The sequence below is a fragment of the Rhodococcus sp. FH8 genome, assembly GCF_019266085.1.
Taxonomy (GTDB): domain Bacteria; phylum Actinomycetota; class Actinomycetes; order Mycobacteriales; family Mycobacteriaceae; genus Rhodococcus_F; species Rhodococcus_F qingshengii.
This window is the reverse complement of sequence record NZ_LPNQ01000073.1, coordinates 12,579-34,988: the sequence shown is the minus strand read 5'-3', so window position 1 is coordinate 34,988 and position 22,410 is coordinate 12,579. Positions and strand designations below refer to the sequence as shown.

Here is a 22,410-nt window from a genome sequence, read left to right as displayed (position 1 = left end):
CTCTGATCCGGTGCGTGTAGCCGTTGTTGCCGGGCCGGACCCGGGTCATGCTTTTCCCGCAATAGCGTTGTCGCTGGCGTTGATCCAGGCCGGCGACGAACCGATCCTGTACACGGGGACCCGGTGGGTCGAGGCAGCGCGAGCAGCCGGCGTGGAAGCCGAGCCGCTCAAGGGCTTGGCCCCGCGGCCGGGAGACGACGATCTTGATGCAGGCGCTCGGATTCATTCGCGCGCCGCCTATATTTCCACCGAACTGCTTCCCGACCTGAAGTCCGTCTCCCCGGATCTCGTCGTTTCCGACATCCTCACTGCCGGAGGCGGATTGGCCGCCGAAAGACTTGGCATCCCCTGGGTGGAACTCTCGCCTCACCCGCTGTACTCACCTTCACGGGGGTTGCCGCCGATCGGCAGTGGGCTCGCTCCCGGCGTCGGAATTCGTGGTCGACTCCGCGATACCCTGATGCGCGCAGCGACGGGACGTTCGATCAAGCAAGGGTTGGCCCAGCGATCCCAGGCCCGTGTCGGTGTCGGACTGCCCGCTCTGGATCCCGGTCCGCAAGCGCGGCTGATCGCAACACTTCCGGCACTCGAAGTGCCTCGCCCCGACTGGCCGGAGCGCGCTCACGTCGTCGGACCGCTTCTGTGGGAGCCGACCGAGGTGATTCTGGATCCACCGCCAGGTGACGAACCGCTGGTTATGGTTGCGCCCTCCACGGCGCACACCGGCGCAGTGGGAATGTTCGAGGGCACGGTCGAAGGACTCGGCGGAGCCGGTGTGCGGCTGATTGCGTCGATGCTCGACGGGGCTGAAGGTGAGCATCCTGATTGGGTTCGTGCAGGTCTCGGACGCCAGGACGCGATGCTGCGTGACGCGTCGGTGTTGGTATGTGGCGGCGGGCACGGCATGTTGGCGAAGGCCCTGCTGGCCGGCGTGCCGACGGTCGTCGTTCCCGGGGGCGGGGACCAGTGGGAGTTGGCCAATCGCGCTGCGCGGGCAGGGACGTCGGTGATCGTGCGGCCCGCAGATGCTCAGTCGATTCGCGATGCCGTACTGCAGGTGCTCTCCGACAAACGATTCGCGGAAGCTGCGAGAGCGGCTGCCGCGACTGCGTCGCAGGTCACCGATCCGGTGGCGGTGTGCCGACAGGTGGTCAACGGAGGTGTGACGGCGTGAGCACGTTGCGCCTGAATGCAGGTGCACCGCTCTGTGGACTACGGTGGCGGCTGTGCGGTTGACCGAATTTCATGAAATGGTGCGCGAAGAGTTCGGGCAGGTACGAGGCGACTCGATGCTGATCGACCATGTACTCCAGAGTCTCGACGGAATGACTGCCGCGGAGGCCGTCGAAGCAGGCTGGGAGCCTCGCGAAGTGTGGCGTGCGCTCTGTGTGGAGTTCGACGTACCACCCGCCCGCCGCTGATTCTTCGGCGTGTCGAACGTCTCCCATCTTCTGTTCGAACACGTGTTCGTCTATGCTGAACCTGTTCGGTGGTGACGCTTCTTTGGTAACTGCGAACTTTCGATGTTCTACAAACGCGGTGACCTACAAACGCGGTGATCGACAAGCGCTAAAGCAAGATCGAAAAGTCTGTCGGTGGCCGGATCTACTCTGATCGCAACACACCAACAGGGTCGGCTCAGGCAGGCGCTGAAGAGACGGAGTCTGCTCAGGCAGGCACTGAAGACTGAAACAAGGATGGGGATCACGATGGCACCACAGGCACCTGATCGGGACAAGGCACTCGACCTCGCGTTGGCGCAGATCGACAAGAACTTCGGCAAGGGTTCGGTGATGCGCCTGGGTGAGGGTGTCCGCCAGCCCATCGCCGTCATTCCCACCGGTTCCATCGCGCTCGACGTCGCGCTGGGTATCGGCGGACTGCCGCGTGGCCGCGTCATCGAGATCTACGGCCCGGAGTCCTCGGGTAAGACCACCGTGGCACTGCACGCAGTTGCCAATGCTCAGGCCAACGGCGGCATCGCGGCGTTCATCGACGCGGAGCACGCACTCGATCCCGACTATGCAGCCAAGCTGGGCGTCGATACCGATGCACTCCTGGTCTCGCAGCCCGATACGGGTGAGCAGGCCCTCGAAATCACCGACATGCTGATCCGTTCAGGCGCCCTCGACATCGTCGTGATCGACTCCGTGGCCGCTCTTGTTCCTCGCGCCGAGATCGAAGGCGAGATGGGTGACAGCCACGTCGGTTTGCAGGCTCGACTGATGAGCCAGGCGCTGCGCAAGATCACCGGTGCCATGAACAACTCGGGCACCACCGTCATCTTCATCAACCAGCTTCGCGAGAAGATCGGTGTGATGTTCGGTTCTCCCGAAACCACCACCGGTGGTAAGGCACTGAAGTTCTACGCTTCGGTCCGCCTCGACATCCGTCGTATCGAAACTCTCAAGGACGGTACCGACGCAGTGGGTAACCGCACTCGCGTCAAGGTCGTCAAGAACAAGGTCGCGCCGCCGTTCAAGCAGGCCGAGTTCGACATTCTCTACGGCCAGGGCATCAGCAAGGAAGGCTCGCTCATCGACATGGGTGTCGAGCACGGGTTCATCCGCAAGTCCGGCTCCTGGTACACCTACGAAGGTGACCAGTTGGGTCAGGGCAAGGAAAATGCTCGTAAGTTCTTGCTGGAGAACACCGATATCCGTGACGAGATCGAGAAGAAGATCAAGGAAAAGCTCGGTATCGGTGCTGACGTCACTGCAACCGACGAAGCTCCCGCCGACTTCTGAGTTCAGTCATGAGCTTCGACGACGGTGACAACGGCGAGAATGCTCGTGAAGAGTACGGCGCTCCTCGGCGTCGATCCCGTCAACGATCCGAGAAGCCGTCGCAACGCGCAGAAGGTGGGACGGAGGCGCAGGCCAAAGATGCTTGCCTACGCCTCCTGACCGACCGGGCGCGCAGTCGTTCCGAGCTGGAAACAAAGCTGAGCGGGCGCGGCTTCGAGCCCGAGATCATTGCCAAGGTCCTCGATCGACTCCAAGAAATCGGGTTGATCGACGACGCAGACTTCGCGAACCAGTGGGTTCATTCGCGGCATACGTACTCGGGCAAGGGAAAGCGTGCGCTTGCAGTCGAGTTGCGGCTCAAAGGAATCGACCAGGACACCGCTTCCGAAGCGTTGTCACAGATCGATCCGGAAGATGAACGCGAGCGAGCAGCGGAGCTGGTTCGGCGGAAGCTGAAGAACAAGCCCGTCGATGATCGCGACAAGGTCACGCGTCGACTGGTCTCGATGCTGGCACGCAAGGGATATTCAGCTGGGATGTCGTACGAGGTGGTCAAAGCCGAGATGGCTGCTGCAGAGCTGTAGGTAACCAGACCGTAGGCAAAAAGCACCGTAGGCATCGAATACCAAGAGCGGGGTGTGTCACCGGATTCGGTGACACACCCCGCTCCTCGTGTCAGTGGAACAGCAGGTCGATCAGCTCACGGCTTGGTCAGGTCCATACCCGGTACCGAAACGGCAGCGTCGCCAACCGGAGCCGCGACGGGCCCCTTGCCCTTTCGCTTCCCGGACCGCAGGCGCTTCTCCACCTTGGTTGCCAGGTACGTGAGCGAGGAGTTCAGGATGATCATGATGACCGCAGCCACCATGAGTGCCGGAAGGTAGTTCTGAAATGCAGCGCCCAATTGCGTGGACTGCCGAACAAGTTCGGTGTAGCCGATGATGTAGCCCAGCGCTGAATCCTTGAGTGCAACAACCATTTGCGATATCAGTGCGGGGAGCATGGTTGTGACCGCCTGGGGTAGCAAGATCGTCACCATGATTTGAGATTTGCGCATGCCGAGAGCTTTGGCGGCTTCGCTTTGTCCACGGGGGAGTGAGTTGATTCCCGAGCGAACAATTTCCGCGATCACCGATCCGTTGTAGAGCGTCAAACTCACCACGACGGCGGAGAGTGCCAAGTAGTCGAGCTTGACAATTTTGTACTCGGCAAAAACCGCATACATGAAGATGATCAGCAGCAGTACGGGAATTGCGCGGAACAATTCCACGATGACACCACTGACAACGCGTACTGCGCGGTGATCGGACAATCTGCCGATGCCGAGAATTGCGCCCAGGATCAGTGCAAGCACGATGGATAGTGCCGCCGCGATCAAGGTGCCTTTGATGCCGGGAAGCAGATAGGTCGTCCAGACGTCCGCCTGTAGGAAGGGATCCCATTTGGCCGCTGTCAACTGCCCTTTGTCGTCGAGCGCGCGATACACGACAAACGCAATGGCGAGGGCGAGGACGGCTACGACAACCGACGCGAATCGGTACAGTGCCCGGGCCTTCGGGCCTGGCGCGTCGTAAAGAACAGTTGCTTGTTTGGTCATCGTGCGACCTCGAATTTCTTGGCGAGCTTGCCGAAGAGCAATCCCGTCGGCAGCGTCAAGATGACAAAGCCGACGGCGAAGATTCCTGCGGTCAAGAAGAGTGCGGCTTCGTTTTCGAGAATCTCCTTCATCAATTTCGATGCCTCGGACACGCCGATGACGGCGGCGACGGTGGAGTTCTTGGTCAGAGCGATGAGGACGCTACCGAGCGGTGCGATCACGGCGCGAAATGCCTGAGGAAGAACGATGAGTCGGAGGTTCTGGAGGAAGGTCAGCCCTAGGGATCGTCCTGCTTCTGCCTGTCCCGCATGGACGGTGTTGATTCCGGCGCGGATCGACTCGCACACGAACGACGCGGTGTAGACGCTAAGTCCAAGGATCGCCAAACGGAAGTTGTTGTCGATCACGAAGGTTGACGAACTGGTTGATGCCAGACTGATGTCGAGAGTTTGGTACAGACCGAACACACAGAAGAGCAGAATCAGGGTGAGCGGCGTATTGCGGAAGACAGTGACGTAGGCGGCGCCGAGGAATCGGGCCACGGGTACGGGTGACACCCGCATGGCGGCAATAACCACTCCGAGGATCAATGCGCCGATCGCCGAGAAGATCGTGAGCTGGATAGTGGTCCAGAACGCTTCGAGTATCTGGCTTCCGTAATCGTCGATTATTTTCACTTACGGTCTCCCCAGTTCATGGGTCGTTGTTGAAAGTGCTTGCCCAGGTGGGATTTCCGAATATGGAAATCCCACCTGGAATGGCTACTGCTCAGTTGGATCAGTATCGGTCGACGGTGGGCGGAGCGGGCATCGTGTAACCGGACGGTCCGACCGTCTCGTTGAATGCTTCGGCCCACGCACCGGAAGAGATCATCTTCTCGATGGCATCGTTGACCTTGCCGCGACCTTCGGAATCGTCCTTCGCCAAGCCGATGCCGTAATTCTCCGTGGTGAACGGCTCACCGGCGATACGGAATGCGCCGGGGGACTGAGCCGCGTAGCCGGCAAGAATGATGTCGTCGGTGGTGACTGCGTCAACCTTGCCATTGCGTAGCGCCTCGACGCACGCCGAGTAGGTGTCGAACTCCTGGAGCTGGACGTCCTTGGCGTAGGTGTCCTTGACCTTCTGTGCGGGAGTGGAACCAGCCACCGAGCAGAGAATCTTGCCGCCGTTCAGAGATTCGGGGCCGGTGATGTCGGTATTGTCCGCGTTGACGAGCAGCGACTGGCCGGCGACGAAATACGGTCCGGCGAATCCGACCTTCTCCTTGCGAGCGTCCGTGATGGAGTACGTGGCGACGATGTAATCGACCTCACCGTTCTGGATCAACGTCTCGCGCTGGGCGGACGGTGATTCCTTGAACGTGATGTTCTCCGGTTTCACGCCCAGCTCGTTTGCGACGTACTTCGCGACCTCGACGTCGAAACCTGTGTACGTGCCGTCCGAATTGCGCAAGCCGAGTCCTGGCTGGTCGAACTTGATGCCGACGGTGAGCTTGCCGTCAGCAGCGTTCTCACTGATCGATTTGCTCTCCTCGCCGCCACCACAAGCCGTGGCAGCGAACGCGATAGCCATGATTCCGATTCCGAAACGGACGGAGCGATTGATCTTCATGAAGATCCTCTCAGTTGTCGACATGCAAACGGTGCAGTCGAGATGAACGGTGCAGCCGAGGTGAACGGTGCAGTCGAGCAAGTTGTCTTGTGGACGAGGACAGGACTGTCGGAGGGGACTGTGATCAGTGAGTGAGGATCTTGCCGAGGAAGTCCTTGGCCCGATCCGACTTGGGATGGGTGAAGAACTCTTCGGGCGTGGTGTCTTCTACGACCTGACCGTCAGCCATGAAGAGCACACGGTCGCCGGCCTTGCGGGCGAATCCCATCTCGTGCGTGACCACGAGCATGGTCATGCCTTCCTTGGCGAGGGAAGTCATGACGTCGAGGACCTCGTTGACCATCTCGGGATCGAGAGCGGAGGTGGGCTCGTCGAACAACATCACCTTCGGCTGCATCGCAAGAGCGCGAGCAATCGCGACACGCTGTTGCTGACCGCCGGAAAGCTGCGCCGGGTACTTGTCGGCCTGATTGGCGATACCGACGCGCTCGAGCAATGCCTGCGCCGTCTTCTTGGCTTCGTCCTTCTTCGCCTTGCGGACCTTCATCGGTGCGAGCATGACGTTCTCGAGGATCGTCTTGTGTGCGAACAGGTTGAAGGACTGAAAGACCATCCCGACGTCGGCACGAAGTGCGGCAAGTGCTTTGCCCTCCTCGGGGAGCGTCTTGCCGTCGACGGCGATGGTGCCCGAGTCGATGGGTTCCAGGCGATTGATGGTGCGGCACAGAGTCGACTTACCGGAGCCCGACGGACCAAGGACGATCACCACTTGGCCCTTGGGTACTTCGAGATTGACCTCTTGCAGGACGTGAAGTTCCCCGAAGTGTTTGTTCACCGAGGTCATCGAAATCATGGATGTGGAATCGCCGGAGGTGGTCGGCGTCGTCGCATCGTCGGCTTGGGTCATAAACGAGAACCTTAGGCGTAGTTTGCGTCGACGCCCGTGATTTCGCCATGGTTCTTGCCATATGTAATGGAAATTTTACTGTGACGACGTTTATGTCGCGTTTCGGCTGTTTATCAGGGCGTTATTACACGTCGTAGTGGACGTGAGCTAGGCTGAAGCGTGTCACTGATCGACGAAATGTCCCCTGCACTTCCGGAGCCGACTGCAGTTCCGGAGCCGACTGCGAAGTCTGTTCGCACCTACGAGGTGCGGACGTACGGCTGTCAGATGAACGTCCACGATTCCGAGCGACTGTCCGGTCTGCTCGAGGACGCCGGGTATTCGAAGGCGGAGACCGGAACCGATCCTGATCTTGTCGTCTTCAACACGTGTGCGGTCCGCGAGAACGCGGACAACAAGTTGTACGGCAACCTCAGCCAGCTCGCCCCGAACAAGGAGGCGAACCCCGACATGCAGATCGCGGTCGGCGGGTGCCTGGCGCAGAAGGATCGTGACATCGTCGTCAAGAAGGCGCCGTTCGTCGATGTCGTCTTCGGCACTCACAACATCGGCTCGCTGCCCGCGCTGCTCGATCGTGCGCGTCACAATCAGCGCGCCGAGGTCGAAATCCTCGACGCACTCGAGGCGTTTCCCTCGACGCTGCCAGCCAAACGCGAATCTGCTTATGCAGGTTGGGTTTCCATCTCGGTGGGCTGCAACAACACGTGTACGTTCTGCATCGTTCCGGCCCTGCGTGGCAAGGAAGTGGATCGACGTCCCGGCGACATCCTGGCCGAGGTGCAGGCACTCGTCGACGAGGGTGTCTCGGAAGTGACCCTGCTGGGACAGAACGTCAACGCCTACGGCGTGTCGTTCGCCGATCCGGAGCAACCGCGCGATCGCGGAGCCTTCGCCTCCCTCTTGAAGGCATGTGGACACATCGACGGCCTCGAACGGGTCAGGTTCACATCGCCGCACCCGGCAGAGTTCACCGATGACGTCATCGAAGCTATGGCAACCACTCCCAACGTCTGCCCGCAACTGCACATGCCGTTGCAGTCCGGTTCGGACAAGGTTCTCAAGGCGATGAAGCGCTCGTACCGCAAGTCGAAGTACCTCGGGATCATCGAGAAGGTGCGCGCCGCAATGCCGCACGCCGCCATCACCACGGACATCATCGTCGGGTTCCCGGGGGAGACGGAAGAGGATTTCGAGGAGACGCTGGACGTCGTGCGTAAGGCGCGATTCTCCAACGCCTACACCTTCCAGTACTCCAAGCGCCCGGGCACGCCGGCGGCGGAGATGGCCGATCAGCTTCCCAAAGAGGTTGTCCAGGAACGCTACATGCGATTGCTCGCCGTTCAGGAAGAAGTGAACATCGAGGAAAATCGCAAGCTCGTCGGCACCGAGGTCGAACTCTTGGTGGCAGCGGGGGAGGGTCGGAAGAACGCGGCGACTCAACGTCTCAGTGGTCGCGCGCGAGACGGCCGCCTGGTGCATTTCCGCCCCGAGGGAAACCTCGACGGCACAGTCCGACCCGGTGACGTGGTGACGGTCGTCGTCACCCACGGAGCCCCTCATCACCTCGTGGCAGATGACGGAGTGCTCACGCACCGTCGGACCCGCGCCGGTGATTCGTTCGAAAAGGGCATCACACCCAAGACCCCACCCATCGGCGTAGGTCTCGGACTACCGAAGATCGGTGCCCCGGCCCCACAACCCGTCCAGATGGGATGCAACGCATGACCTCGCAACACGAGAACACGACACCACAGCCGGGCGACGACGCCTTCGAGGGCTACCGCAAGGATCTCGACGACGCGGAACGCAAGGTCGCGGGAGAAATCGATCCGGGTGTGCGCGCCATGGTTGTCGCGGTTGCGGTGCTCGTGCTTGTCGGCACCCTTGCACTGCCCCATGCGGGAGTTGCGAACGGCTGGGATGTGCTCGCGTACAACCAGGACGCGGAAACCGAACGGATTGCACTGTTCTCACGCTTGTTCGTGTGGTTCGTCGTCATCTTCGGCATCGGATTCTCGATGCTCGCGCTGGTCACGCGGCGTTGGAGTCTGGCCTGGGTCGCACTCGCCGGCAGTGCCGTGGCGAGCGCTCTCGGCATGATGGCCGTCTGGTCGCGTCAGACCATTCCCGCCGGTTTCAATGTGGCAGGACCGTCGATCGGGCTGATCATCGGATGGTTTGCCGTCGTGTTCTTGACGTTCCATTGGCTCAAGGTGGTCTGGACACGAACCAACATTCAGCTCGCCGCCGAGGAGCAACGCCGGATCGCTGCGGCCGAAGCCGAGAAGCATCAGGAATGGAACGTCGGCTGACACAGCAGGCCGTCCGTCCAAAGCACAAGACAACGCCGGCTGACTCCTTTCGGAGTCAGCCGGCGTTTTGTTGTCTTTACAGCTCGTCGTCGATTACTCGTTGACGGCGCTTTCGGCAGCTTCGGCCCACTCACGCCACTGCTTGGCCTGAGCGAGAGCCTTCTCGGCGTCCTTCGTCTTGCCGGCAGCCTGAGCCTTGGCGGCCTGCTCCTCGAACTGGCTCACCCGCTCCTTGAACTGCGCGACCCGGGCAAGTGCTTCCGGATCGGTGCGACGCCACTCGGCGTCGACCGCGTCGCGCACCTTGGTTTCGATGGCCCGGAGCTTCGCTTCGAGTTCCTGCATTCGGTCGCGCGGCACCTTGCCGATCGCGTCCCACTTCTCCTGCAGGTCGCGAAGCGCTGCACGAGCATTCTCGAGTCCGTGCGCCGGGTCGATGTTCGCGTTCGCAGCGAGCAGCTCTTCCTTCGCGACTGCGTTCTGCTCGAATTCGGCGTCGCGCTCGGATGCAGCAGCGTTGCGCGCGGCGAAGAACACGTCCTGAGCGCCCTTGAAGCGCTTCCACAGGTTGTCGTCGGCCTCGCGCGGTGCGCGGCCGGCAGCCTTCCACTCGCTGAGCAGATCGCGGAATTCCCCGGCGGTCTGTCCCCATTCAGTGGAGGTCGACAGCTTCTCGGCGCGCTCGACCAGTTCTTCCTTCGTCGAACGGGCGCTCGCACGATCCCGGTCGAGTTCGGCGAAGTGCGCTCCACGTCGTCGGTTGAAGGACTCGCGAGCCTTGGAGTACCGCTTCCACAGCGCGTCGTCGACCTTGCGGTCGATTCCGCGAATCGTCTTCCACTCGTCGAGAATCTCGCGCAGTCGATCACCCGCGGTCTTCCACTGCGTCGACTCCGAGCCGATCTGCTCGGCCTCGACTGCGAGGGCCTCCTTGCGGGCGGTGCTTGCCGCTCGCGACTGTTCCTTCTCTTCCTTCGCGTGCGCTGCGGCCTCGTCGGAACCGGCAACGATCACGTCGAGTCGGCGAGCCAAAGCGTCGAGGTCACCGATCACTGCAGCGGTCGAGAGGGATTCGGACAGAGCGATGGCGGCAGCCTTGGTCTTCTTGGCGTCTCCGGCGCCCGACGTCAGTCGCGCCTCGAGTAGCGAGACCTCGGTCGCGAGGTCGTCGTAGCGACGACCGAAATGGGCGAGGCCCTCGGTGGCGTCGCCGGCCTGCCACGAACCGATCTGACGTTCACCGTCAGCGGTCTTCACCCAGGCGGTTCCGTCTTCCTCGACGCGTCCGAACTTGCTCGGGTCGCTGGCCGGTGCGGCGGTGACGGCATGCGAGGCTGCTGGTCCGGGGCGAGGTGCTCCGGGGCGGGGCGCACCGGGGCGTGGTCCACCAGGTTTGGGAGCGCCGGGTTTGGGTGCTGCCGGGCTCGGGCTGGCCGAACTGCTGTCGGCGCCGGTGGTGGGTTCACTGTTCTCGGTCATCGGTCCTCGTCTCTGCCGCGCGTCACGGCTGCCTGATCGCATTCCTGGTTCCATTGAACCCGGTACTCACGTTCTCCGACTATTGAATCAGGTAAGAGGGTGTGAGGTCGCCACCTCGGGGTCGACTAGCGTGGCAACTGTGTTGACTTCCGCTGTTCTCGTCCCCTCGGCGCCGTTACTCGTGCCGGAATTGTCCGGTGATTCGGCCGAGTCCGCTCAGGTGCGTGCTGCAGCGACAACCGCCGTGCGCCGGCTCGCTCACGAGGCGGTGCACTGGGTGGGCGTCGGCGTCGGCCCCGAGAATGCAGAACCCGAGAAAGCAGCAGGCGAACTCTGGCGATCGGGCGTCGGACGTGGGCAGATCGGTACGTTCGCTGGATTCGGCGCCGATGTCCGGACGTCACTGGACGCGGATGCGGCAGGCGAACCGATGCCATCTCTCGAACTGTGCGCCCTTGTTGCCGGCTGGCTGCGTGGCCGAACAGACGTGGAGATAACCGTCGACATGCACGTCGTCAGTGCAAAGGCGTCGGCGAATGAATGTCGTGAGTTCGGGCAGCAGCTGCGCAAGCAACTCGACAGCGACAACCGACCGCAAGGGCTTCTGATCGTTGCTGACGGTGCGTCCACGCTGACGGCAAAGGCGCCAGGAAGCTTCGACGAGCGCGCCGCGGGTGTGCAGTCGGCCATCGACGACGCCCTGACGGCCGGTGACCCGGAGGCGCTTCTTGCTCTCGATCCCCAGCTCTGCCGGAGTGTCGGAGCCCAGGGGCGCGCGGCGTGGCAGGTCCTGGCCGGTGCCTTTACGGGCTCGTCTCGGTCAGCCCATCCTCGCGCGACGGCCGACTACAGCGATGCGCCGTTCGGCGTCGGTTACCACGTCGGGACGTGGCGGCCGTGAACGTCCCTGAAGAACTTCGCCCGATCGCAGTTGTCGGTCCGACAGCGTCGGGAAAGTCCGATCTCGCGTTGGCACTGGCCGAGGAATTCGGCGGTGAAATCATCAACATCGACGCGATGCAGCTCTATCGCGGCATGGATATCGGGACCGCCAAACTGACGCCGGCCGAGCGTCGCGGGATTCCGCATCACCTGCTCGACGTTCTCGACGTGAAGGAGACCGCCACCGTCGCGCGTTATCAAAGCGACGCGATCGCGATCGCCGAGAATCTGATCGTGGCGGGCAAGGTTCCGGTGATCGTCGGCGGATCCATGATGTACGTCCAGTCTCTACTCGACGAATGGTCCTTTCCGGCAACGGATCCCGAAGTTCGTGCGAAGTGGGAGGCAGTGCTGGCCGACGGTGGGGTCGGTGCGGTGCATACGGCGCTTGTTGCTGCTGATCCGGTAGCAGCGGCGTCGATACTGCCGACGGACGGTCGGCGGATGGTTCGGGCGCTCGAGGTCGTCGAGCTGACAGGTCTGCCGTTCGCGGCCTCGGCGCCGCAGATCGGTGACCCTCGATGGGGAACCCGCATTCTCGGCGTGGATCGGGATACGGAAGAACTCGACGCCCGGATTCGGTTGCGAACCGAGCTGATGTTTTCAGGCGGACTTGTCGACGAAGTCGCCGTACTCATCGAGCAAGGATTGCGTGAGGGCGTCACAGCGCCGCGAGCCATCGGCTACGCACAGGTGCTCGCACATTTCGACGGTGAATACGATCTGGCCGAAGCACTCGAACGGACGTTCATCGGGACGCGGCGCTACGTTCGCCGCCAACGATCATGGTTCCGTCGTGACGCACGCGTGCACTGGCTCGACGGTGCCGATCCGGAGCTGGCTCGCTCGGCCTTCGCTGCCCTTGCATATCGCGGCCTGTAACACGATCGCCCCGATCAGCTATCTTACAGTTAGCTCTTTCGCGATCCATTCGTTTCGCGATCGACGGACTGGAGGACAACGAACATGGCGCAGACCGGGACACACGCGCGACCGAGAGGCCGACGCGCGGGTCGGCTGCCGCTTCTCCTACTGCTCGTCACATTTCTCGCGGTCGGCGGGGTGCTCGTCTATTTTGCGGTGAGTGCGGCCGGGAAGCCCATCAGCGCACCTGTTCCCGAAGCACCCTTCGACGTGGGAGCTCCAACCGATCCAGGGGCGACGTGGGCGCCTGCGCCAACGGATCTGCCGCCGAACACGCTCGCGATTCCCGATCTCGATGTGCGAGCCGACATCGTGACCAGTGGGTTCGGCGCCAACCGCGGAATGATCCTTCCGCATCCTGACAAGGTTTCGCATTTCACCAACGGTGTGCAGTTCGGATCTTCGGAGGGCACCAATCTTGTTGCCGGCCACGTCGACGACGGTGATCGCACGCACGGCGCCTTGTGGGCGCTGCACCAGATGAAGCCCGGAACACCGATCTACGTGAGCGACGACACCGGAACGATGTTCACCTATCACGCAGCGAGCCTGAAGCTGTACGAAAAGGTGGCTTTGCCGGCCGAGTTCTTTTCCGAAACGGGTGCGCCCAGGCTGGTCCTCGTGACCTGCGGCGGCGCAACCGTGCCCGACCCCTCGTTGCCGTCCGGCTTCACGTACGAACAGAACGTCGTGGTCACCGCGTCACCTGCGTGAGTCGGTCGGCAGGTCCGGATAGGATGGCGACCATGGATTTCAGTAAGGGCCACGGCACGCAGAACGACTTCGTTGTTCTCCCTGACCTCGACGTTCGGGTCGATCTCGAGCCGGCGCGAGTTTCAGCGTTGTGTGATCGTCAGCGTGGCCTCGGCGCCGACGGCATCCTTCGTGTCGCCCGGGCAGGCGCACTTGCGGACGCGGGCGTGCTCGGTGCGCTGCCCGACGGCGTCGCTGCCGAAGACTGGTTCATGGACTACCGCAACAGCGACGGCTCCATCGCGGAGATGTGCGGAAACGGAGTTCGCGTATTCGCCCACTATCTCAAGGCCTCGGGCTTGGAGAGCAAGGACGAGTTCGTGGTCGGCAGCCGCGCCGGAGCGCGTCCGGTCGTGGTGCACGGCTACGACGCCACACATGGTGACGTGACCGTGGCGATGGGCCCGATCAAGGACCTCGGCACCAGTTCGGCAACAATCGACGGCCGCGTCTTCGCCGGCGTCGGCATCGACGTCGGTAATCCGCATTTGGCGTGTGTCGACGAGCACGTGACGGCAGAAGTTTTGAGTGCGCTCGATTTGAGTGTTTCTCCGGGCTTCGATCCCGGGTTCTTCCCGCACGGGGTCAACATCGAGATCGTGACGCCGATCCACGACGGTGGGGTCCACATGCGCGTACACGAGCGTGGTGTGGGCGAGACTCGTTCCTGCGGAACCGGAACGGTCGCAGCTGCGGCCGCGGCGCTGAGGTACGACGGCCGCGATGAAGGCTCGGTACTGGTGCGCGTGCTCGGCGGCGAGGTACAGGTCACCGTCGAAGGCGGCAAAGGGTCGTTGCGGGGGCCCTCGGTTCTGGTGGCGAGCGGAACGATCAGCGACGCGTGGTGGCAATCGCTTGTGTGATATCGCCCGCGGGAAATACGCCTGCAGGAAATACGGATGCACCGTGGCCAGGTTTCGTGGGACCATGGATCTTGTATGACGAACACACATGAAAACGAAGAGTCCACCGCTCACGAGCAGTCCGAGTACGCGCAAGCCGAATACACGGCAGCGTCCGCATCGGGCAACCCGTCGACCGGTGAGATGCAACTCGCAGATCGCGGCGCCCTGCGCCGCGTGGCCGGTCTGTCGACCGAGCTCGAGGACGTCACCGAAGTCGAGTACCGCCAGCTTCGACTCGAAAGAGTTGTCCTGGTCGGCGTCTGGACGCAGGGAACTGCCGAGCAGGCCGAGGCGAGCATGACCGAGTTGGCCGCACTTGCCGAGACGGCCGGCTCCGAGGTCCTCGAAGGACTGGTTCAGCGTCGCGACAAACCCGACGCTGCCACCTACATCGGTTCCGGCAAGGCGCAGGAACTGCGCGAAGTAGTCCTGGCGACCGGCGCCGACACCGTCGTCTGCGACGGTGAGCTGACGCCGGCGCAGCTCACGGCGCTGGAGAAGATCGTCAAGGTCAAGGTCATCGACCGGACAGCTCTGATTCTCGACATCTTTGCTCAGCACGCCACGTCTCGTGAGGGTAAAGCCCAGGTGGCTTTTGCTCAGATGGAGTACATGCTCCCGCGTCTGCGTGGTTGGGGCGAGTCGATGTCGCGCCAGGCCGGTGGCCGTGCCGGCAGTAACGGCGGTGTGGGCCTGCGTGGTCCCGGTGAAACGAAAATCGAGACGGACCGTCGCCGTATTCGTGAGCGCATGGCAAAACTACGCCGCGAGATCAAGGGCATGAAGGCCGCTCGCGACACCAAGCGCACACGTCGACTGCAGAGCGACATCCCGTCGATCGCCATCGTCGGATACACCAACGCGGGCAAGTCGAGTCTGCTCAATTCGCTCACCGGATCGGGTGTGCTCGTGGAGAACGCGTTGTTCGCCACCTTGGACCCGACCACTCGCCGCGCAGCACTCGACGACGGCCGCGAGTACGTACTCACCGACACGGTCGGCTTCGTGCGACACCTGCCGACTCAGTTGGTCGAGGCATTCCGCTCGACTCTCGAGGAAGTAACCGACGCGGATCTGCTGCTGCACGTCGTCGACGGTTCGGATCCGTTGCCGACAGAACAGATCAAGGCTGTTCGGGAAGTCGTCACCGATGTTCTGCGCGAGACGGATTCGAAGGCTCCGCCGGAGTTGATCGTGGTCAACAAGATCGACGCGGCAGATCCGGTTACGTTGACGCAACTACGTGGTCTGTTGCCTGGTGCCGTGTTCGTCTCGGCGCGGACGGGTGAGGGAATCGCCGAACTAAGAGCACATCTCAGCGAGGTGCTGGTTCGGCCGGAGGTCGAGGTCGACGTGCTGGTGCCGTACACGCGCGGTGACTTGATGGCTCGAATCCACTCGGACGGAACGATTTTGGAATCGACTCACGAAGAGGCGGGAACGCGGGTGCACGCACGTGTGCCACAGATGTTGGCCTCGGCATTGGTCGAGTACGCACCTAGTGCGTAGTTTCGGGGCCGTGGTCGCGGTGATTGCTGCGACTACGGCAACCGCACTGCTTCCCGGAGCGCTCGCACAGGCGTCGTCGTTCGAACCGAGCGAGTTCGCCCCACTCTGTACGCCTACCGATCCTGCGCTCCAGGAGTTGTCGGGGATGGTCGTCGTCGACGATCGGATCTACGCGATGGGCGACGGCGGCAGTGACGACTTCGTATTCGAAATGGACCTGAACTGTGTTGTCCAGAAACAGATTCCGGTCCCGATAGATCCTTACGACGTCGAAGATCTTGCGGTGAGTGGGCGAACGCTCGTTCTGTCGGACACCGGTGACAACCTCCGGACCCGCGAAACAGTGGCGTTCATCACGATGGACCTCGATTCCGGTGACGGTACGTTGCACCGCCTCACGTACCCGGACGGTGCGCACGACACCGAGTCGATACTGCTAGACCCCGACGGCCACGTTTTTGTCGTGACCAAGGAATTGTTCGGCGAAAGCAGTGTCTACACACCGATCGGGGATCAGAAACTGAGTGACTTGGCGCAGCCCGGCCCGACGCCGCTCGAGCGCGTCGGAGCCGTGTCCCTCGGACCGGAGAAGCCCGTGTCGGTGATGTTCACCGGGGGAGCGGTGTCGTCGGACGGTTCGGCGATCGCACTTCGGAGTTACTCCGACCTGTACCTGTACGAAGTCGTGGACGGCGGAATCGGCGCGACGCTCACCGGTACCGAACCGCTGCGGATCCCGCTCCCGAAGGAGCCTCAGGGTGAGGCGGTGGCATTCAACGATGCGGGCGATGTTCTGATCGGTTCGGAATCTGCCGGCGGAGCGTTGCCTCCGGTGTACGTGATGCGAGCGCTCGTGGACGCGACAGAAGCGACGGCTGACTCGTCTGCCGGTTCGGTCGGTGTCGGGGTCGATCCGTGGACATTCGTGTGGGCCGGGTTGGTCGCGGCAGGATGTGCGATCGGGGGCGCGGCATTCGTGAGATTTCGACGACGCCGCTGATTCCCGATAATTCCACGAATTCGCAGACCGACGGTAGATGTGGATACTGGAACGAATGCACGGGCATCAACTCCTGACGCGGCTCTCGCGTATGTCACTCGAGCACGGACACATCACCGCAGCGCTGCTCGTGGGTTCCGTCATCGTCGGCGTCGGCACGTTGCTTCTGCTTCGGTGGTTGCCGCGTAGGGCCGCGTTGGTCGCGCTAGGTCTGTCAGTGCTCGGATCAGCCACCGGTGCGACGTTCGTGTGGCTCAGCTTTCGGCCGCTGCCCGCGCAGCTACCGGCGTCGAATTTTGTCTGGATAGCGCTGGCGATGTTCGGAGTCATCGGCGCCGCACTCGTTCTCCTTCGGCGCCCAGGGCTTGCGCGTGGCCTTTCGGTGACGGCATTCGCCGGGCTGGCCGCGATCGTCGCAGTAGGTCAGGTCAACGCGCAGACCGGCACCTATCCCACACTCGGCTCACTGGTCGGGCACTGGCCGGTGGGCTCGGTCGAGAACGTTGCCTTCGATTCGCTCCCCGGGGCCGAACCTTGGGTACAACGGGGACTGCCCACCGAAACTCATTGGCAGGTTCCGGTGCGGATGCCGAGCAACGGTGTCGTGACGGAAGCGGCGATTCCAGGAAACGTTTCGGGATTCGACGCGAGGCCTGCGACGCTGTATCTCCCGCCGGCCTATCTTGCCGATCCGCGTGCCGAGTTGCCCGTACTGGTGTTGGTGGCGGGCGAGCCCGGCAGCCCCAGCGACTGGCTGGACAGTGGCCGGCTCGCGACCACCGTCGACGCCTATGCGTCGAGGCATTCCGGGCTTGCTCCCGTCGTGGTGGTGCCCGACGCGTTGGGGGACTACGACGCCAACCCCGGCTGCATGGATTCTGCGCTCGGCAACGTCGCGACGTATCTGGACCAGGACGTCCCGAACTGGATCGAATCGAACCTTCAAGTGAATCCGGACGCTGCGCAATGGGCTATCGGTGGGTTCTCCTACGGCGGGACATGCGCGATCGAGATGGCCGTGAACTTCCCGGACCGATACCCGTCGTTCCTGGACTTCTCCGGCCAGGACGAACCGTCGACCGGTGATCACGAGGACACCGTGGCGGCCATGTTCGACGGTGACGAAAGCGCGTTCGACGCGGTCAACGCCCGAGACCTGATGGCGCAGAATCGGTATCCGCAGTTGTCGGGTGTATTTGTCGCGGGTGAGGACGACGACATCTACCGCCCTCAGCAGGAGATCATGTTCGAGGCTGCACGCGCCGCCGACATGAACGTGGACTACTACACCCTTCCCGGCGGGCACTCGGGTGATGTGTGGGGCACTGCTCTGGAACTCGAAATGGACTGGCTGGGCCGGACACTCGCACTGACTCCGTGAGAGTGTCCGGCCCGCTGCACAGCACCGACTGACATCAGGTCAGGCGTCGAGATCAGCGGCTACCAGCTCGGCGACCTTGGCGAGTGCGTCGGCGTCGTCGGACTCGATGGTTACTTCGGTGTCCTTGGCGGCTCCGAGCGTCATGATCATCAGTGCCGACCCTGCATCCACCGGTTCGCCGTCGGCGACTGCGAGGGTGACCGTGGCGCCGGAGGCTCCGACTGCTTCGGCGATGAGAGCGGCGGGGCGGGCGTGGAGGCCGACTGCGGAACCGACGGCAACTGTCTTGCTGGGCATGGGATCTCCTCGTTGTAGAACTGTCGTTGCGGACGTTATGGGGTGTTCGGGCAGATCTGGTGACTCAGGTGGTGACTGCAGTGTTGCCTGCTGTCGATCATGCCGCAGCGGGCACGATTTCGGGGTCGAGTTCGGCATCGGACGGCCCCTTGCGGAAGAACTCCTTGGCTCCGACGACGGCGAGCGCAGCTACCACGGTTCCCGCGGCGAGCGAGACCAGGAACCAGCCGATTCCGCCGACTGCGAAGAAGACGAAGATGCCGCCGTGCGGGGCGCTGAGAGTGACGTCGAAAGCCATGATCAGCGCGCCGGTGACCGCGCCGCCCGCCATCATCGAGGGGATCACGCGAAGCGGGTCGGCAGCGGCGAACGGAATCGCGCCCTCGGAGATGAATGCCGAACCCAGCAACCAGGCAGCCTTTCCGTTCTCCCGTTCGGCTTCGCTGAAGAGCTTGGGACGCAGCACCGTCGAGGCAAGTGCCATGGCAAGCGGCGGAACCATACCGGCAGCCATGACAGCCGCCATGATGCGCAAAGTGGCCGGGTCGTTGACGTTGAGTCCGGCGACGGCGAAGGCGTAAGCCGCCTTGTTGACCGGTCCACCGAGGTCGAAGCACATCATCAGGCCGAGAATGATGCCGAGGAAGATGGCCGAGCTGCCGGACAGTCCGTTGAGCCAGTCGGTGAGACCGGAGGTGATCGCGGCGAGCGGACGCCCGAGGACGATGAACATCAGTGCTCCGACGACCAGCGTCGCGAACAGCGGGATGATTACCACCGGCATCAGGCCTCGCAGCCACTGCGGGACGGCGATCCGGCCGATGTAGAGCGCGACGACACCGGCGATGAGACCACCGACCAAGCCGCCGATGAAACCGGCACCGACGAACACGGCGACCGCGCCGGCTGTGAAGCCGGGAGCGATGCCAGGCCGGTCGGCGATGGCGAAGGCGATGTAGCCGGCCAACGCGGGCACCAGGAAGCTGAATGCCAACGAACCGATCTGGAACAGCACTGCGCCGAGATAGGTGGCCAGACCACCGTCGGGAAGGTTGGTGATCGAGTTGTTGAGAACGATGTCCTTGGCCGGACCGGAGATCTCGTATCCGCCGAGCAGGAAGCCGAGTGCGATCAGCAGACCGCCGGCCGCGACGAACGGGATCATGTAGCTGACACCGGTCAGGAGGACCTGACGGAGGTGGGTGCCGAACCCTACGGAACCGGCATCGGAATCCGCGGCCGCTGCGGCGGTGCCGTCAACGGTGGCGGCGGCGGGATTCTCGGAGGCGCGCAACGCTTCTGCGAGCATCTTGTCCGGCTCGTTGATTGCCCGCTTGACACCGGAAGCGACGACGGGCTTACCGGCGAATCGTTCGCGGCCCTTCACTCCGACGTCGGTGGCGAAGATGACCGCGGCGGCTCCGGCGATCACCGAAGGGTCAAGGGGGGTGCTTCCGCTCGAACCTTGCGTTTCGACGTGAACCTTGATGCCGGCGCGTTCACCCGCGGCGACGAGTGAGTCCGCCGCCATGTAGGTGTGAGCGATTCCGGTCGGGCAGGCGGTGACCGCGACGATGTGACGCTCCGCGGGCGCTGGTGCCGGGGTCTCCTCGGTAGCGTGTTTCCCGGTGGAAACAGGTGCCGGGGGTGTCGCTGCCGCAGCCTTTGCTGCAGGATCCTTCGGTGCGGGATTGAGTACCTCGTCGACCAGTCTCACGATCTCGTCCGGCGTCGACGCTTCACGAAGTGACGTGACGAACGCGGGCCTGACGAGTGCTCGGGCCAAGGAGGAGAGCAGCTTCATGTGCTCGGCCCCGGCGCCTTCGGGCGCCGCGATCAGGAAGACCAGATCGGCGGGGCCGTCGGGTGCACCGAAGTCGACCTTCGGATCGAGTCGAGCAAACCCCAGGGACGCGGACGAGACAGCCTCGGCGCGGCAGTGGGGAATTGCGATTCCGCCGGGCAGTCCGGTCGCGGACTGCGCTTCGCGAGCGAGTGCGGCGTCGACCAGTCCCGCGGCGTCGCTCGCCCGCCCCGCTGCAGTCAATCGCGCTGCGAGAGAACGAATGACATCTTCCTTGGTCGAACCCAGGTCGGTGTCGAGTGAGATCAGTTCGGGACTGATGATCTCCGGGCCGGAACTGCCGGCTGCGGTGGTATCGGACATGTCAGGTTCCTTAGGGCGTCAGGCGAGTTCGGTGGGGACGGGGATGGGAGAGGCGGCATCTGCTGCAGATACCGAAACCGCTGCCAGATCGATCTGTTCGGGTGTGGGAAGGGTTGTGCCGGGAAGGGAGGCAGCGGCGCTTCCGTAGGCGACCGCGTGACGTAGCCGCTCGGATTCCGAGCCGCCGCCCGCTTCGGCGAGGATGTAGCCGGCCAGCGACGAATCGCCTGCGCCGACGGTACTGACTGCGACAATCGGGGGAGCGGTGGCGATCCACGCGCCGTCGGCCGTGACGAGGACGGCACCGGCTGCGCCGAGTGTGGCGAGCACACTGCCGACGCCGCGGTCGACCAATCGCTGTGCCGCCGTGATTGCAGGCCCGGGATCACCGTTCTCGGCAGCACGTTCGAGGACGTGGCCGTCGACGCCGGTCAGTTGCGCGAGTTCCTCGCCGTTGGGTTTGAGCAGATCAGGTGCCGAGCCGGGGAAGCATTCGGCGAGTGCCGTCAGTGGGGCGTCCGAGGTGTCGACCGCTACCTTGCACGGGTGATCGCGCAGCGCCGCGACAAGTTCGCCGTACCACCCCAGAGGAACGCCGGGAGGCAGTGAGCCGGACAGCGCGAACCACAGTGCGGTATCGGCGCGGGCGATCAACTCCTGTGCCAGGGCGTCGAGCGTCGAACCGGACAGCGTTGCGCCGGGTTCGTTGATCTTCGTCGTGGTCCCGTCCGGTTCGGCGATGGTGATGTTGGTGCGAGCCGGACCCGTTGTGGCGACGCCGATGTGGGGAATCCCACCGGCTGCGAGCGCCGAGAGCAAGGGATCGCCACCATTTCCCGGTAGCACCGCGAGCACGTCGAGGTCGGCTGCGGCGAGAACACGCGCGACGTTGACCCCCTTGCCGCCGGGGTCGCTGCGAGTGGAGTGGGCACGTAGGACGGAGCCTCGTTCGAGCCGTTGCTCGAGTTGTACGGTCCGATCGATACTCGGGTTGGCTGTCAGTGTGACGATCATGCGATCACCACCTCGATTCCGTGGTCGTGGAACTCGGATGTGTCTGTGGGACTGATCTCTTCGTCGGTGATGAGGACGTCGATGCTGTCGAGTGGTGCGAAGCTGATCAAGTGCTCGCGGCCGACTTTGCTGGAATCGGCCACCACGACAACGTGATTGGCGGCCTTGACCATCGCTCGTTTGACGGCGGCCTCTTCGCTGTCCGGGGTGGAGAGTCCGTGCCCGACGCTGATCGCGTTGGTTCCGACGAAGGCGACGTCGACCCGCAACGTGCTCAGCAGGCGCAGAGCGTCCTCGCCGACCGCGGCTTGCGTCACCCCGCGTACTCGTCCGCCGAGCAGGATCAGGGAAATCGAGTTCATCGATGCCAGTCGTGCGCCGATCGGCACGGAATTGGTCACGGCCGTGAAGTCGTTCTCGGTCGGAAGTTCGGGGATCATGCGGCCCGTGGTCGTGCCCGCGTCGAAGATGACGCTGCCGCCGGTAGGAGGGAGATAGGTGACCGCGCAGCGGGCGATCCGGTCCTTCTGTTGCGCGCGGGTCTGATCGCGTTCCGCCATGCCCGGTTCGGTCACGTGGAGGGATCCGGTCGGAACGGCGCCGCCGTGTACACGCCTGATCTGTCCGATCCGCTCGAGGAAGGCCAGATCGCGACGCACGGTCTCGGTGGTCACACCGAAGGTCTCCGACAGCGCCGCCACGGACATGCGTCCGCGCTGCGACACCATGGTGCCGATCGCTTGTTGGCGTTCTTCCGCGTACACGTGCTCTCCGATTCCGAAATGTGATCCGACGGTGCGTTGTGGATCACAGTGAATGTTGCTTTATGTTGTTTTACGCCCGAGTGTGTTGACATGTCAAG

The 22,410-nt window shown here is 63.2% G+C and carries 22 protein-coding genes; 13 read left to right on the top strand and 9 right to left on the bottom strand.

Annotated features, from left to right (window positions below):
• Window positions 1–10 precede the first annotated feature (10 nt).
• From ATN38_RS18655 to recX, 4 genes are all read left to right on the top strand, one after another.
• Complete coding sequence (locus ATN38_RS18655; RefSeq protein ID WP_042450679.1) at window positions 11–1,174, top strand: glycosyltransferase; 1,164 nt, start codon at window positions 11–13, stop codon at window positions 1,172–1,174.
• 52 nt (window positions 1,175–1,226) lie between these two features.
• Window positions 1,227–1,421 (top strand): DUF3046 domain-containing protein, encoded by a 195-nt coding sequence (locus ATN38_RS18650; RefSeq protein ID WP_003942185.1) that lies wholly within the window; start codon window positions 1,227–1,229, stop codon window positions 1,419–1,421.
• 288 nt (window positions 1,422–1,709) lie between these two features.
• Window positions 1,710–2,747 carry a recombinase RecA gene (gene recA / locus ATN38_RS18645; protein WP_007735170.1) on the top strand — a complete coding sequence of 346 codons (1,038 nt, stop codon included), beginning with the start codon at window positions 1,710–1,712 and terminating at the stop codon, window positions 2,745–2,747.
• Between the two features lie 8 nt (window positions 2,748–2,755).
• Entirely contained in the window at window positions 2,756–3,331 is a 576-nt protein-coding gene (gene recX, locus ATN38_RS18640) for a recombination regulator RecX (protein ID WP_042450677.1), read from the top strand.
• A 116-nt stretch (window positions 3,332–3,447) separates the two neighbouring features.
• Here the strand turns inward: recX and ATN38_RS18635 are convergent, their stop codons facing one another.
• The 4 genes from ATN38_RS18635 to gluA form a co-directional block, all read right to left on the bottom strand.
• Window positions 3,448–4,344, bottom strand: coding sequence for an amino acid ABC transporter permease (locus tag ATN38_RS18635; protein ID WP_218748344.1), 897 nt, complete (start codon window positions 4,342–4,344; stop codon window positions 3,448–3,450).
• Entirely contained in the window at window positions 4,341–5,021 is a 681-nt protein-coding gene (locus ATN38_RS18630) for an amino acid ABC transporter permease (protein WP_042450674.1), read from the bottom strand. The genes ATN38_RS18635 and ATN38_RS18630 overlap by 4 nt, the downstream gene beginning before the upstream one ends.
• 100 nt (window positions 5,022–5,121) lie before the next feature.
• On the bottom strand, window positions 5,122–5,958 hold the full coding sequence (locus tag ATN38_RS18625; RefSeq protein ID WP_030535553.1) for a glutamate ABC transporter substrate-binding protein: 837 nt from the start codon (window positions 5,956–5,958) through the stop codon (window positions 5,122–5,124).
• Window positions 5,959–6,082: 124 nt separating this feature from the next.
• Window positions 6,083–6,811, bottom strand: coding sequence for a glutamate ABC transporter ATP-binding protein GluA (gene gluA / locus ATN38_RS18620; RefSeq protein ID WP_007735175.1), 729 nt, complete (start codon window positions 6,809–6,811; stop codon window positions 6,083–6,085).
• A 231-nt stretch (window positions 6,812–7,042) separates the two neighbouring features.
• Between gluA and miaB the strand changes: the two genes are divergently transcribed.
• On the top strand, window positions 7,043–8,590 hold the full coding sequence (gene miaB / locus ATN38_RS18615; RefSeq protein ID WP_218748423.1) for a tRNA (N6-isopentenyl adenosine(37)-C2)-methylthiotransferase MiaB: 1,548 nt from the start codon (window positions 7,043–7,045) through the stop codon (window positions 8,588–8,590).
• Window positions 8,587–9,177, top strand: a complete 591-nt coding sequence (locus tag ATN38_RS18610; protein ID WP_003942155.1) for a hypothetical protein — start codon at window positions 8,587–8,589, stop codon at window positions 9,175–9,177. The genes miaB and ATN38_RS18610 overlap by 4 nt, the downstream gene beginning before the upstream one ends.
• Window positions 9,178–9,270: 93 nt before the next feature.
• Here the strand turns inward: ATN38_RS18610 and ATN38_RS18605 are convergent, their stop codons facing one another.
• Window positions 9,271–10,656, bottom strand: coding sequence for a DUF349 domain-containing protein (locus tag ATN38_RS18605; RefSeq protein ID WP_003942193.1), 1,386 nt, complete (start codon window positions 10,654–10,656; stop codon window positions 9,271–9,273).
• 139 nt (window positions 10,657–10,795) lie between these two features.
• Here ATN38_RS18605 and ATN38_RS18600 point away from each other — a divergent pair, with 139 nt between their 5' ends.
• The 7 genes from ATN38_RS18600 (at window position 10,796) to ATN38_RS18570 (ending at window position 18,070) form a co-directional block, all read left to right on the top strand.
• Window positions 10,796–11,557, top strand: coding sequence for a class III extradiol dioxygenase subunit B-like domain-containing protein (locus ATN38_RS18600; RefSeq protein ID WP_058226374.1), 762 nt, complete (start codon window positions 10,796–10,798; stop codon window positions 11,555–11,557).
• Window positions 11,545–12,480 (top strand): tRNA (adenosine(37)-N6)-dimethylallyltransferase MiaA, encoded by a 936-nt coding sequence (miaA, locus tag ATN38_RS18595; RefSeq protein ID WP_218748342.1) that lies wholly within the window; start codon window positions 11,545–11,547, stop codon window positions 12,478–12,480. The genes ATN38_RS18600 and miaA overlap by 13 nt, the downstream gene beginning before the upstream one ends.
• 84 nt (window positions 12,481–12,564) lie before the next feature.
• Window positions 12,565–13,236, top strand: coding sequence for a class F sortase (locus tag ATN38_RS18590; RefSeq protein ID WP_065352412.1), 672 nt, complete (start codon window positions 12,565–12,567; stop codon window positions 13,234–13,236).
• 32 nt (window positions 13,237–13,268) lie between these two features.
• The gene (gene dapF / locus ATN38_RS18585; protein WP_063316726.1) at window positions 13,269–14,138 is read left to right on the top strand and encodes a diaminopimelate epimerase; all 870 of its coding nucleotides are present in this window, start codon (window positions 13,269–13,271) and stop codon (window positions 14,136–14,138) included.
• 75 nt (window positions 14,139–14,213) lie between these two features.
• Complete coding sequence (hflX, locus tag ATN38_RS18580; protein WP_003942213.1) at window positions 14,214–15,689, top strand: GTPase HflX; 1,476 nt, start codon at window positions 14,214–14,216, stop codon at window positions 15,687–15,689.
• A gap of 10 nt (window positions 15,690–15,699) precedes the next feature.
• A complete protein-coding gene (locus ATN38_RS18575; protein WP_232319096.1) occupies window positions 15,700–16,689 on the top strand; it encodes a hypothetical protein in 990 nt (329 codons plus the stop codon).
• A gap of 55 nt (window positions 16,690–16,744) precedes the next feature.
• On the top strand, window positions 16,745–18,070 hold the full coding sequence (locus ATN38_RS18570) for an esterase family protein (RefSeq protein WP_007735188.1): 1,326 nt from the start codon (window positions 16,745–16,747) through the stop codon (window positions 18,068–18,070).
• A 39-nt stretch (window positions 18,071–18,109) separates the two neighbouring features.
• Here ATN38_RS18570 and ATN38_RS18565 read toward each other — a convergent pair whose 3' ends face one another.
• From ATN38_RS18565 to ATN38_RS18550, 4 genes are all read right to left on the bottom strand, one after another.
• Window positions 18,110–18,367 (bottom strand): HPr family phosphocarrier protein, encoded by a 258-nt coding sequence (locus ATN38_RS18565; RefSeq protein WP_003942144.1) that lies wholly within the window; start codon window positions 18,365–18,367, stop codon window positions 18,110–18,112.
• A gap of 97 nt (window positions 18,368–18,464) precedes the next feature.
• Window positions 18,465–20,534 carry a fructose-specific PTS transporter subunit EIIC gene (locus tag ATN38_RS18560; protein WP_007735189.1) on the bottom strand — a complete coding sequence of 690 codons (2,070 nt, stop codon included), beginning with the start codon at window positions 20,532–20,534 and terminating at the stop codon, window positions 18,465–18,467.
• An 18-nt stretch (window positions 20,535–20,552) separates the two neighbouring features.
• Window positions 20,553–21,548 (bottom strand): 1-phosphofructokinase, encoded by a 996-nt coding sequence (gene pfkB, locus ATN38_RS18555; protein WP_030535546.1) that lies wholly within the window; start codon window positions 21,546–21,548, stop codon window positions 20,553–20,555.
• Window positions 21,545–22,312, bottom strand: coding sequence for a DeoR/GlpR family DNA-binding transcription regulator (locus ATN38_RS18550; RefSeq protein ID WP_003942134.1), 768 nt, complete (start codon window positions 22,310–22,312; stop codon window positions 21,545–21,547). The genes pfkB and ATN38_RS18550 overlap by 4 nt, the downstream gene beginning before the upstream one ends.
• Between the last annotated feature and the right edge of the window lie 98 nt (window positions 22,313–22,410).